Origin of the sequence: Clostridium sp. AF23-6LB (assembly GCF_003461085.1) — a bacterium.
In the GTDB taxonomy this organism is placed as follows: Bacteria; Bacillota; Clostridia; order Lachnospirales; family Lachnospiraceae; genus Coprococcus; species Coprococcus ammoniilyticus.
Genome location: NZ_QTWK01000006.1, coordinates 337 through 14,157, shown reverse-complemented (window position 1 = coordinate 14,157; position 13,821 = coordinate 337). Strand labels below are relative to the sequence as shown.

At 35.7% G+C, this 13,821-nt stretch carries 12 protein-coding genes; 1 reads left to right on the top strand and 11 read right to left on the bottom strand.

What is annotated here, in order from left to right:
• Window positions 1–82: 82 nt before the first annotated feature.
• Window positions 83–538: a hypothetical protein gene (locus DWY07_RS12960; protein ID WP_021944031.1), complete on the top strand. Its 456-nt coding sequence runs from the start codon at window positions 83–85 to the stop codon at window positions 536–538.
• A 792-nt stretch (window positions 539–1,330) separates the two neighbouring features.
• Here the strand turns inward: DWY07_RS12960 and DWY07_RS12955 are convergent.
• The 11 genes from DWY07_RS12955 to DWY07_RS12905 form a co-directional block, all read right to left on the bottom strand.
• Window positions 1,331–2,011, bottom strand: coding sequence for a UDP-N-acetylglucosamine pyrophosphorylase (locus DWY07_RS12955; RefSeq protein ID WP_117823571.1), 681 nt, complete (start codon window positions 2,009–2,011; stop codon window positions 1,331–1,333).
• A gap of 171 nt (window positions 2,012–2,182) precedes the next feature.
• Window positions 2,183–4,153 (bottom strand): DNA topoisomerase, encoded by a 1,971-nt coding sequence (locus tag DWY07_RS12950; RefSeq protein WP_021943206.1) that lies wholly within the window; start codon window positions 4,151–4,153, stop codon window positions 2,183–2,185.
• A 189-nt stretch (window positions 4,154–4,342) separates the two neighbouring features.
• Entirely contained in the window at window positions 4,343–6,451 is a 2,109-nt protein-coding gene (locus DWY07_RS12945) for a glutamine synthetase III (protein ID WP_008403090.1), read from the bottom strand.
• 207 nt (window positions 6,452–6,658) lie between these two features.
• Window positions 6,659–8,458, bottom strand: a complete 1,800-nt coding sequence (locus DWY07_RS12940; protein ID WP_117808377.1) for an SIR2 family protein — start codon at window positions 8,456–8,458, stop codon at window positions 6,659–6,661.
• Between the two features lie 155 nt (window positions 8,459–8,613).
• Window positions 8,614–8,895: a fibronectin type III domain-containing protein gene (locus DWY07_RS12935; protein WP_117808378.1), complete on the bottom strand. Its 282-nt coding sequence runs from the start codon at window positions 8,893–8,895 to the stop codon at window positions 8,614–8,616.
• The gene (locus tag DWY07_RS12930) at window positions 8,882–9,322 is read right to left on the bottom strand and encodes a hypothetical protein (protein ID WP_117808379.1); all 441 of its coding nucleotides are present in this window, start codon (window positions 9,320–9,322) and stop codon (window positions 8,882–8,884) included. The genes DWY07_RS12935 and DWY07_RS12930 overlap by 14 nt, the downstream gene beginning before the upstream one ends.
• A gap of 257 nt (window positions 9,323–9,579) precedes the next feature.
• A complete protein-coding gene (locus DWY07_RS12925; RefSeq protein ID WP_242996130.1) occupies window positions 9,580–10,113 on the bottom strand; it encodes a macro domain-containing protein in 534 nt (177 codons plus the stop codon).
• 58 nt (window positions 10,114–10,171) lie between these two features.
• On the bottom strand, window positions 10,172–10,852 hold the full coding sequence (locus DWY07_RS12920) for a hypothetical protein (RefSeq protein ID WP_117808381.1): 681 nt from the start codon (window positions 10,850–10,852) through the stop codon (window positions 10,172–10,174).
• Window positions 10,853–10,863: 11 nt separating this feature from the next.
• On the bottom strand, window positions 10,864–12,039 hold the full coding sequence (locus DWY07_RS12915) for an SPFH domain-containing protein (protein WP_181983933.1): 1,176 nt from the start codon (window positions 12,037–12,039) through the stop codon (window positions 10,864–10,866).
• Between the two features lie 14 nt (window positions 12,040–12,053).
• The gene (locus tag DWY07_RS12910; protein ID WP_117808383.1) at window positions 12,054–12,545 is read right to left on the bottom strand and encodes a hypothetical protein; all 492 of its coding nucleotides are present in this window, start codon (window positions 12,543–12,545) and stop codon (window positions 12,054–12,056) included.
• Between the two features lie 39 nt (window positions 12,546–12,584).
• A partial coding sequence (locus DWY07_RS12905) for a hypothetical protein (RefSeq protein WP_207660235.1) occupies window positions 12,585–13,821 on the bottom strand: 1,237 nt, incomplete at its 5' end.

Here is a 13,821-nt window from a genome sequence, read left to right as displayed (position 1 = left end):
TTTACTAACCATCTGCTCTTTGGTTATATTTTGTTTTCTCTGTGAATACAATATAGTAATAATAAATGAGGGGAATATTTATATGGCATCCACAAAGCTTATCGTTTTAAAATCTAAAGAAATCATATACACGGTTATTTTTCTCGGACTTGTCGCCCTGTTTATCATCATACTGACGATCATGTTCAAAAAACCTGCCACCGTTTCAGAAACTGCTTCTTCGAATACCGCTTCTGAAACAACGGAGCCTTCTTATAACCCCGGTACATATGATTCAACTATCACGCTCGGCGAATCTACTCTGTCTGTTATGGTTACGGTTGATGATCATTCTATCCAGGATGTTGCGCTCTCCAATCTGGACGAAAGTGTCACCACCATGTATCCGCTCCTGTCGTCTTCTTTAGAGGCGATCAACACTGACCTGCAGTATGTGTCATCGATTGACGACCTCACTGTTTCCGGCGATACCAAGTATACCTCGATGCTGCTGATCAACGCCATCAAAGAGGCACTCGCCAAGGCTGTGGTTCAATGAAATAGAACGATATATGCCAGACAACTGACTATTGTTACGCAAAACGTTCCCACTCTATCCTCGACGTAGCGGTACATAAGGCTGCAAAAAACGCAGCCTAAGTACCGACGCTCGGACAGGTTTGCTACACAATATCAGTTATCCGGCATATATCTGTTTATTGACATAACACCGTTTCCAGCCTTGGCTATTGATACGGTACAACCACCTAAGTAGTATGCTCCTTATGTAGCAGAACGCTCTCATAAGTCCTTGAATCAAAATGAAAGATACATTACATATTATTCCGTAAGACGCTTCCGCTCGTATCCTCGTGCAGCGGTACATAAAGTTGCAAAAAACGCAACTTAAGTACCGGCCTCGGATAATGCTTACGTCATAATAGTAATGCTATCTTCCATTTTAACTTAAAGTACTAACATCTGGACAGGTCTGCTACATAAGGACATTCTACTCAGGTGATTTGTGTTTCTATACCAAGATGTGTTATGTAACATTTCTGTACGTCAGATTTTTGTGCGCTGAGCCAGTATTCTTCCCAGCCTTGTCTGCGCTGCCTTTCAATCATAAATCGCATAGCCAAATATTTCTTTGTATGCTTACACAATACAGAAGGATGGTAGGTGTTATATTTTATGAAGCAAACCTCTCCTCACGCCGGTACTTGGCGAACTGCGAATGCAGGGAGCCTTAGGTACCGCTGCGTTGAGGATAGAGCGAAAGCGTTTTGCGGAATAAAGATATAACAACCTGCCTGCCTTCGTCCTTGTGCCTCAACGTAAAGGCTAGCGTCTAATGCTTGGTTACGATGTCGTTCTGGTCTTTGTAGATGCTGTTTGATGGCACATAGCCTCTGACACGGGACAATGGGTAGATGTTTGAATGTGAGCCGATCACGGTTCCCGGATTTAAAACGCTGTTACAACCAACCTCTACATAGTCACCAAGCATTGCACCAAATTTCTTCATACCGGTTGCAATATCGAAGTCCGCGCCTTTGACATGCACCAGTGTTTTGTCTGACTTGACATTAGAGGTAATGCTGCCTGCTCCCATATGAGAATGGAAGCCAAGGATCGAATCACCTACATAGTTATAATGTGGAACCTGCACATTATTAAAGATAATGACATTCTTTAACTCTGTGGAGTTACCAACAACGCAGTTATCTCCCACTAAAGCACTTCCACGAATAAATGCACACTGTCTGACCTCTGTATCTTTTCCAATAATACATGGGCCTGCAATATAAGCAGAATCAAATACAGTTGCTGATTTATGAATCCAGATATTTTCACCACGTTTCTCATACTCTTCCGGATCTAAGCTGTTTCCAAGTTCAATGATAAAGTCCTTGATCTTCGGAAGCGCTTCCCACGGATATGTAACGCTTTCAAGCAATGGCTTTGCTGCTGTTTCTGTCAGATCATATAATTCTTTGATCGTTACCTGTTTTACTGTTTCATTATTCATTTTCTTATACCTCACTATCTTTTTCAGAATTTAATAGAAAACAATCATTCGCCCGCAAAGGACAATTTTTATCTAAAAAAAATCATTTATCCGCAAAGAATAATTCTTTTCTAAAAAGCAATCATCTATCCACAAAGGATAATTCTTTCTATTAAGCAACTATGTTCAAGGTTATTTTTTATAATATACCCTTGTTCTGTCAAATACTGTTGTAATCTGGTTCTGATTGCTGATTCCCTTTACCAGATTTGTATATTTGATCACAAAGGTGTTCATCTTGTCTGTATATTCTTCTTTCGTGATCGAACCATCAGCGACACCACACAAGCCTTTTTCCCAGCTTGCTGTCAGATCCGCCCGAAGCAGTCCATTGATCGAATAATAAACAACATCATAAATGATCTCGCCGAGAAATGTCGGTGTTACAATCTGCGTTTTCTTATTCAGAGCAATGTATTTGTTATTTACAAGCTTGGTGATGATTCCATCTCTGGTCGCACTGGTTCCGATACCTGCGCCCTTGATCTGCTCACGAAGCTCCTCGTCCTCGATAAACTGTCCGGCATTTTCCATCGTCAGGATAAGCGTACCGGAATTGTACCGTTTTGGAGGTGATGTCTCACCCTCTTTGATCTCGAATTTGTCAAGTGAAAGGATATCTCCCTTTTTCAAATGTCCGATCGTCTCGATGAATTCCGGGCTGTATTTGGTATCATCCTTTTTCCTTGCAAAGCGGTTCGTGGCAACCTTCAGGTAACCTTCTTTTAACATATATTTGAAATTGGCAAATAAGAATTCATCCTGCTTTGCCAGTGTCATTGAAAGCTTCTGATATTCTGCTGCCGGATAAAAGATGCTTAAGAATCGTCTGCAAATGATCTCATACACATTTGCCGCAATCTCAGACAGTCCTCTTAACGCACCCATGCCCTGTCCGGTCGGAATGATCGCATAGTGGTCTGTGATCTGTTTGTCATTTACATACTTGGTCTTTGCGATCGTCTTATAGCTTCCCATGTTAAGAACCTCATCAGCATAGGCAGCCATCGGTGTATATCGTTTCAAACCGGATATATTCTTATAAATTTCCTTTGCCACAGCCGTTGACAACACTCTGGCATCCGTTCTCGGATATGTCACCAGCTTCTTCTCGTATAACTCCTGCACGATCTTTAAGGTGTCGGACGGACTGATCTTAAAAAGTGAAGAACAGTCATTCTGAAGCTCGGCAAGATTATACAGCATTGGCGGAGCCTTCTTTTCTTTCTTCTTCTCGCTTGCAACAAGAGTGGCTTCCATTCCATTTGCCGACAGCTTTTTCACCAGATCTTCTGCATCCTTCTTCTGCTTGAAGCCATTTTCTTTATACAGAAGCGGTGAATTAAAATACGGTGTATCCTTTACCGCTTTCCATTCTGCCTCAAATGTCTGCCCGGTAACATTTACCGTACCAACAACACGGTAAAATGGTGTCTTTACAAATTCACGGATCTCCCGCTCCCGCTTCACGATAATGCCAAGAACACAGGTCATAACACGTCCAACCGCAATCACGCATTTATCCAGTTTTAGATAATTTCTTATCACATAGCTGTATTTTAACGATAAGGCTCTGGAGAAATTAATACCCATCAGATAATCTTCTTTTGCACGAAGATATGCGGCATCGCTGAGCGAATCGTACTCTGAAAGCGGCTTGGCTTCCCGGATTCCACGCAAGATCTCTTCCTCTGTCTGGGAATCGATCCAGACTCTCCGCTTCTCTTTATTTCCAACCTTTGCCATCTGATCCACCAGACGGTAGATATATTCTCCCTCACGTCCTGAGTCGGTGCAGACATAGATACAGCCTACATCATCCCGGTTCAACAGCCCTGCTACGATCTTGAACTGCTTGCTGACATCTGGTATCACTTCGTATTTGAATTCTGTCGGAATAAAAGGAATCGTAGCCAGATCCCATTTTTTTAATTTCTCGTCATAGGCATCCGGATAGCTCATCGTGATCAGATGTCCCACACACCAGGTCACAACAGAATCTTCCGATTCCAGATAACCTGCTCCGGCATTTCCTTTTACACCAAGCACATCTGCAAACTGCCTTGCAACACTTGGTTTTTCTGCTATATATAAGTTTTTCAAATCAAACTCCTGATTCTTTTATATTTGATCAATATTACACATCACATCTTTTTATAATACCAGAAAAACAAGGTTTCGACCATAGCTTTTGTGATATCCGCACAGTAAAAAAGCACCCCGCCTTCGATTCAGAAAACGAGATGCCCTTTGACTATTTTAGGTTGTAATAAACATTTACTGTATTTGATCTTACTGCTCGAATAATAACTGCTCGTATGTAGGGAATGGCCATGCTGTCTTTGGAAGTTCTTTTTCCAGTTCGTCAGCAGGTGTTCTTACAGAATCAAATGCTGCAAATACTACGTTGTGATAGTATTTTGCCCATGCTTCGATATCATCTTCGTAATCAGCAGCTTTTGCAACAAGCTCTTCCAGTTTTACAGTTGCTGTCTTCAGCTCTGCAAGCTTATCAGAGATTGTATTCAACAGTGATACCTGTACGCTTGGTTCGATACCAAGAGCTTTGATCTCAGCAGCACCCTTTGCAAGCTCTGCCTGATATTCCATAACTGCCGGGATGATCTCTTCATTTGACATCTCGATCATTGTGAGTGCCTCAATGTTGATCTTCTTTGCATAATTCTCAAGCATAACTTCTGCTCTGGCTGACAACTCTGCTTTATCCATAACGCCAAGGCCTTCAAAGATCTTAACGCTCTTATCTGCTGCCAGATATGGAACTGCATCTACCATACATTTGATATTTGGAAGTCCACGTTTCTCAGCTTCTGCGATCCATTCATCTGAATAACCATTTCCGTTGAAAATGATCTTCTGATGCTCTGTCAGAGTCTTTCTGATCAATGCCTTACATGCTGTCTCGAAATCTTCTGCACCTTCCAATTCGTCAGTCATCTTCTTTAACTGATCTGCAACGATCGTATTTAATACCATCATTGGGAATGCGATGGACTGTGTAGAACCTACCATACGGAACTCGAATTTGTTACCTGTAAATGCAAATGGTGATGTTCTGTTTCTATCTGTAGCATCCATTGTAAATGTAGGAAGTGTGGATGCACCGGATACATAAGTCTTGCCCTTTGGTGATTCTGTAGCTTCACCCTTCTCAATGATCTGCTTAACGATGGATTCAAGCTGTTCACCAAGGAATGCCGAAATAATTGCTGGAGGTGCTTCATTTGCTCCAAGTCTGTGGTCATTTCCTGCGGATGATGCGGACAGTCTTAACAACTCTGCATTGTTATCAACGGCTGCAAGAACGGCTGCAAGGAAGAACTGGAACTGAAGGTTTGTCTCCGGATGTTTACCAGGATCGATCAGGTTCTCGCCCTCATCTGTTGAGATTGACCAGTTGTTATGTTTACCGGAACCATTGACACCTGCAAATGGCTTCTCATGAAGAACACATTCCAGATCATGCTTTGCTGCGATCTTCTTCATAGTAGCCATAACCAGATGGTTCTGATCGGTTGCTATATTTGTTGTTGAGAAAATAGGTGCTAACTCATGCTGAGCAGGTGCAACTTCGTTGTGCTGTGTCTTAGCAAGGATACCGTATTTCCATAATTCTTCATTTAACTCGGTCATGTATGATGCAACCTTATCTTTGATTGCTGCAAAATACTGATCGTCAAGCTCCTGTCCTTTTGGAGGCATCGCACCGAATAAGGTACGTCCACAAAGCTTCAGGTCTGTTCTCTTGGCGAATTTCTTCTTATCGATCAGGAAGTATTCCTGCTCAGGACCAACAGAAGCTGTAACCTTCTTTGCTGATGTATTTCCAAATAATGCAAGTGCCTTTAAAGCTTCCTTGCTAATCGCATCCATGGAACGAAGAAGTGGTGTCTTGTAGTCAAGTGACTCACCTGTATATGATGTGAATGCTGCAGGGATACAAAGGATACAGGTTCCTGCATCTGTTGTTTTTACAAATGCCGGTGAGGTACAATCCCATGCTGTATATCCTCTGGCTGCGCATGTCTCACGAAGTCCACCAGAAGGGAAGGATGAAGCATCCGGCTCGGATTTGATCAGCTCTTTACCTGTGAACTGAAGAATAACTCCGCCATCACCTACTGTACTTACGAATGAATCATGCTTCTCGGCTGTTGTCTCTGTCAGTGGCTGGAACCAGTGAGTATAGTGTGTTGCGCCAAGTTCCATTGCCCATTCCTTCATTGCTGCTGCAACAGAATCTGCAATAGATGTATCAAGAGGTTCGCCCTTATCGATTGTGTTCTTCAAGGATTTATAAACTGCTTTTGGAAGACGCTCTCTCATAACCTGATCGGAGAAAACGTGTGAACCGAATACGGCTGAAATTTTGTTCATCATAATTTTGTACTTCCTTTCTTCTGATAAAACAAAAAAAGAAAAGTGTCCCAATGATTTGGAACACCTTTGTTCATTTCGTCTATTTATTTGATACAATATATATACTCCTTTTGATTTGAAAAATCAACCCCTTATTTTAGAAAATTTATATTTATACATAGATAACATCATGAATTAAAAGACTTTCTTTAGTTCTAATCATACTCATTAACTAAAAGATAATAATATATTACTAAGCTTTTGAAGAACTGAATAATATTTTTTCATTTTAATAGAATGAACGTATTCTTTGATTGCATATAAATTTTTATAAGCCTTCTTTAAATATATTGTGTTTTTTTTATTTATAAAATATATAATACACACATATATTTTATAAATATATCCACCTACTATTCCATCAATTGATGATATATCAGAATAATTAAATATTGCTGTATTTAAATTTTCAAATGCACTTTTTTCATTCTCATCTAAAAGAGCATAACATATCGCTAATGATCTATATGCTGTATTTATCTGATTTACATCTAATACTGTATTATATCCTACCTCAATTATTTTTTCTAAAATGATTTTACATTTAAGTATTGCAACTCTTTTGTCATTCCAAAATTTTTCTCTTTGTTTTTCAGATAATATATTTATATAGCTTTGACATATATACATAATAAGTCTATTAATATTAGTTGAAATATTCCACTGTATTATCTGTCCATCTTTTAGCAAATATTTAACGTTCTGATATATCTCATCAATGTTTATTTTCAATATACACAAATCATTTCTTCCATTGGCTGCATTTATATCACTCCTCATCAACTCAGTATCAAATTCTGTTAATAATTTTTTTTCTTCCTTTCGCATAACATTTTTATCCATATCAATAACTGCATTTCTATAAATAAAATAATGTTTATACCAAGAAGATATATTTTTCAATGAACTGCACATATTATACCAATCATTTTGATCATATATTTGACAATATGGAATTCCTAAATAAAAACTTATCGAAAGAAGACATGCATATTGCATTTTTTCATTATATTCCTCTCCCAATTTCATAAATTCTTTTTTCCAATCTTGTTTCTTAGTTATGCTCTGAGAATATGTTTTTCCATTTGAAAAAAATTCTAAAAAATTTGTTGTATCACATGGACATACTATTCCATTATCAAAACATCCTATTAATCTACACTCATTATTATTAATTTCTATATTTTCTTCACTCCTACTGTGTTTCACATAAATAGCATTTCCTCTTCCCATACCCTTTAATGAATATAACAATGGATTTACATCTAGATTATCTACCCCTCCATATCCAAGAAAAATAATATATTTATCTTCTAACCATTCTGCTATTTTATTCTTAAAATTATCGGGAAGTTTATTTTTTACATTCGATAAACTTGCCCCTATAGTAGAAATATCACTAGAGATCCCATGGATATGATATATTTTTGCATTATTATGATCTGTACAATAAGTATATACCCCCTCTTTTTTTAAATGAACCTTTCCATCTTTATACATATCAAGATATGCCCTAACAATAAAATCTCCATAGTTTGTAGTAACAATATTCGAACCGTTATGTAAACAATATGCTAAAATATAATGTAGATAGTTGTAGCCATGTATATTGCTCGAAAATGATTTTAGACCATTTATAAATGAAAATTTTTTAATTTGATTTTTCTCGTAAATACGTATGGCCTCTATTATTGTTTCTAATCTTGGTATTTCTGCCATTGCATTCTTTTCACCAAATATTCTTTCTAGATTATCTCTCCTATTTTTCCATATATCTAATATTCTTTTTGCATTTTTTTCACCACATGATTTCTGAAGAACAAATTTTGTTAATTCCATTCCTAAAGGTAATCCTGTTATACCTCCACAATCAACTCCAGCTCCAATCCAAAAAACGATATCTTGAAGTTGCACATTTTTTAAAATATCTTGTACTTTTTTAAGATTAAGAATTTGAACTTTACTCATATTAAACCTCCCCTATTAAATTTTATAACATATACACAACTACTATTATAACATTATATCATATTTCGCATATATTTGATCATTTATAATAACCATAAATCACAAAAGAAGCCATGTTTCGTAAACATGACCTCTCCAATACTTGCTATAGCATTCTATTTGACTATCAAATTCTCAGCACTACTATATGCACTATATATTTTCTTCTTGTTAATTATTTTATAACTTCTGATTTTTACATAATATTTTTTTCCGGATTTTAAATTTGTTATCTTTTTAGTAGCTTTATTCTTAGATTTTATTGTATATTTGTTTTTGTTCTTTGAAAACTTTTTATCTGTAGCCACTAAAATCTCATAACCATCAACGCTACTATCCTTTTTCCATTTTATATTTACTGTACTCTTTGCTGCAGAAGAACTGCTAACAATTTTCATTTTTTTTAGGCTTAACGGTAACTGTAATTTGTTTGGAAACGGCTTTATACATTTGTGTTTCTTTTACTGATACCGTTACTTTCGCAATTCCTATACCTTTTATTGTAATTTTGCCTTTGCTATTTACAGTAACTACATTTTTATCAGACGATTTGTATTGAACTTTTCCATCTCCATTTGTTTTTGCTCCAAGACTAAAAGCCTTGGAATTAAGACTTTTCGTATATGCCGATTTAATACCTGATATTTCAGGGACCTGCTTATTTGTTGAAATAGTAAACACACATGTTGCAACACCACCATAATACTCATCAGTCTCTGCTACTGTCGCTTTTACAACATATGAGCCTTCCTTATTCGGTTTCTTAGTTGTATATGTATTACTTCCTAATTTTGCATATGTGTAACGAACAGTTCCATTCCCCATATTAAAGCTTCACCGACCCGCCAGCCAGACATTACCAGTACAAGCTCTGATAATACCTTTTTGTTGTTTCCATTTTGAGAACTTAAAACTTTCAAATTACATATACTTTCTTCACCTTGAATCGTATTATAATTTTCTCTATATGTATTTTCTTTTACATTTGATATTTGTATATTACTGCTATCGACCTTTGTATCCTTATTACATAAACACTTTACTATGTATATTATTCCTCTATATATTCTTCACAATATCTTTTAAATATATCCATCATATAGATAATTTACATTTTTTAACGCTTTTCTATATGCCCTACAAATACGTTCTCCGGATATAGCCCACTCAATCAAATCTATTTTTTCCGGATATTTGTATATAAAATCCATTACTGTTTTTATGGCTATCTCCGCTGCAATACTCGGTGGATAAGTAGATCTTCCTGTAGGTATAGCAGAAAACGCTATTGAATGTATATCATATTTTAACGCTAACTTTAATGAATTAATATAACAGCGCTCTAATAACTCTTTTTCTCCATAGTTTCCATCTATCCACACAGGTGCAACTGTATGTATAATATACCTGCATGGTAAATTATACCCACCTGTTATTTTTGCTTCTCCTTCTTTACAACCTCCTAATAAACAACATTCTTTTAATAACCTTTCACCAGCACAACGGTGAATATTTTTATATAAACCTGTTCCTGTCTGCAAATTTTTATTTGCTGCAACAACAATTGCGTCAATATAATTCATTTTTGTAATGTCCTTTTGTGCTACTTGAATCATTAAATACATCCCTTAATTATAAATAATAATCTGACTATGATATGTAAAATATTTTTATTTATCTCATAGTCTTTAATATTCTATTTCGCTCATTTGCATTAATTTTTATATTTAATAGGGTTTCATTTATGTCTTTCATATTTCCAGACAAAATATTCATGCTTAATGTATTTATCAATTCTAAAACTTTCTGCTCATAATCATATACAGAAATATCTGACTTAGCAGGGCTTGAGTGAATAAGATCATACAAATATTCTACCTGTTTATAAATATCTTTATCAAGTCCCATATCCAGCAAAGCTCTGAGTTTTGATGATCCTTCTCTGATATAATTCAATTCTTTTTCATGTGTCGTGTTTTGAGTAATCGTGTGTTCATTCGCCAACACATTAACTATCAGTATGATAAAATATATTGATGTAATAAATAAATTTACCAGTAAACATAATTTATATATCTTCATTTTTAATATAATAAAAACCAGACATTCTATAAAAACTATTAAAAAATATGTTAATGAAATTGTATCATTGCTTAACCCCAATTCAGATAACTTAGACTTCTCTCCCAACAATTTTGGTGCAAATAAAAATGTAACATAGGAAAAATGGATAAAACCATATGCAATCCACACTGATACAGGATGATGAATTCCTGAAATAACAAAAAAAGAAATATTAAAAATTACCACAAATATCATTTTTAAAGCAATCTGCAATATGTTTCTTCTATTCATTATTAACCACCTCACATTCTCTTCAATATTTCCGTTTTTTTAGCATCATATTCCGATGGTTCAATTAATCCTGCATCTAACATTTTCTTCAATTTAGTCAATATCGCAACAGGATCTTCATCAGAATTTTGTACTTGATCCATATCAGCATTTAGATCACTGTTTTTTGGTGAAAACCTACTATTTCGCATTGATGGCTGATTTACAGCATTGTTCATCTGCTGTGATTGTCGGTGCATTGGTTCAAACATCTGATTGGCCATATTTCCAAACACACTACCTGCTGCCATACCCATGCCCATACCTGCACCCATTGCTCCAACTCCACCTGCACCTGGATTTCTTGCAAGATCTCCTAAAATATTAGCTGCCTGCTGTCTGCCCCAGTCTTCTCCCATTATGTCCATATAGGATCGATCTCCTCTAGCAAGATTTGCTTTTCCTATTGCTGCAATCTGAGATTCATCTATAATATCATACTTTGACGTATCAACATCCAAGCCTGCTAACGAAAAACTTATACATTTAAGACCATACTCCTGAACAATCTCATCTATGCGTGGTTGTATTTGCTCAGATAGCTCATCTATATACGCATCTATTCCTATTAATTCTTGCTCTAATGAATTTAAATATCTAGATACTGCTGACTTTATCTTTCCCTGAAACTCATTCATAAAATATTTCTTTAATTCATCCTGAGCCTGATATTGAATGTTATTTCCAACAAGTTTTTCAAGAAATTTCGCCGGATTATCAATTCTTACCTTATATGCTCCCCGCACTCTAGCTTCCGTTCTGACACCCCAAACCTTATCCCTTACCTGTATTGGTGAATCTGTTCCCCATATTATCTCTTGACTATCAGCTCTTCTTACAAAATAAACCACACAATTGAAAGTGCTTATTCCTCCTGAAAAAGCATTTCTGAGTCTACTTATAAATGGATAATTTTCCGTAGACAATCTATATGTTCCATTATCAAATACTTGTTCAACATTTCCTTCTTTTATAAAAATCGCCTGTTCTCCAGGCATTACAATCAATGTGGAATTTGTATTAAAATCTTCTTCAGGCTGTCTCCATATTAACAATTCTCCCGGTCCACTATTCTTTATTACATCTGTCCAATGCTTTTTCCCTCCGTTATAAAATTCCTCATTAGGATTTCTTCCAAATAATGACATATTATTTCCTCCAATCATAATAAACTATTAAGCCATTCAAAATACGTTCTTCCATACTGCCAATAAACCGCTTTTAACTGATTATTTACACATGCACAAAAGTAATCAGCATATAAAATTATCTTTTCCTTTATGTTTTCAGGATTCGTTAAAATCTCATCTGTCAAATCAACAAGGAAATCATACTTATTTGTATTATTTATTACATCTTTTGGTATATTGTGTCTGTTAAATAAATTTATATCCGGCTCATCTTCACAATTATTCAGAACCTTACGCTCCAAAATATCATCTAGATTTTTCGGATTTATATAATATACACACCTCACCATAACTTTTCGTTTTGTATTACCATATGCCCCTTGCAAATAATAAACAAAAAAAGTTAAATATAATTTTCCTTTCACTTCTGCAACAAATGGAATTGATAACGATTCATTATCCATAATCTGTATTGGCAAACCATACGAATTTACCAATTCAATAATTTCTTTAATTGTTTTCATAATCTCTTCTCCCAGAATAAATGTGAACTTAGCTTCCGTTTACCATATAGGTTTTTTTGATATTATTGCAACTCCACGCTTTACATTAAATGCCTGTAAAAAATCTACTACTTTTACTTTCCTGCATGCATCACGCGCCAAATCTCTTCCTGTATCGTTTATATAAAAATGTGTGAGATTACCTGTTATAGCATCTCTGGCACAACTCATAACTCCAATAGCATGATTAGCTCCACCATCTCCATAACAATCATTAAGATCTATATTTTCAATATTATCACTCTCATAAAGCTTTCCTGCATTGACTCCAACAGAAACAGCCTTTCCACTTTCAACAGCCTCCGCTATATGCTCTAAATTTTTTGATCCGTCCAAATATGCGTCTACACCAAATTGTTTCCATATCACAGGTATATTTTCTGGTAAAACGCCTCCGCTTTCGCTGCATAAAGCATTACCATACATATCCATATGAGTCGATGCATATTTTACAATATCATTTTCAACATTACGACTACCTCCTATTTCCAGCCAACTTCCAAGATTTGCCAAAGCACACGTTCCCTCCTTGTCAAACTCATTAATTCCCTGTGAATAAGGTAACTCATTCAATAATCTGTCCGGATGATCAAAAATTTTCTGTTCAGATCCATCATCCAATTCTATATTATTTATTGTTTGATTCGTTTTTTCTAACGGAAACACATCTACATTGGGCTCATTCGCATCCATTCCCTCTATAGATTTAGGAGATCGTATATCTTTTGCCTGATTATTAATATCATGTATCTTATTCGTATTATCCGACACATATGCATTATCTTCTGTATCATCTTCCCAAAAGTTCTTAATCTTGTCCGAAAATGAGTTTAATTCATCGCTTGATATATCAACACTTTCATTTTCCTGCATATCATCTATAGTCTGTTGACTTTTCATTTTCTGAAGTCTATCTTTTTCTTCATACCATTCTGAACTTTCCTCTTGCCACTGATCTTTTAAAGATGTCAAACGATTTTTTTCCATCTCTAATGAAGATATTTTATCTTCATTTTCCATTTCTGAATCTTCAATTATCCTATTATATTCATCTGCAATCTCTTTTGCTTCATCTAGATATGGTTGCTTTGCGTTTTCTATTCCCTTGTCTAAAGCGGAAATTTCTTCATCATACTCTGGTACATATGTACTTGTATCTCCATTTGGTTTTAACACCTTTACAGGAATACCACCATCCTCTCCTGTCTCATTCATTTCAAAAGCTTCCTCTTCTGTG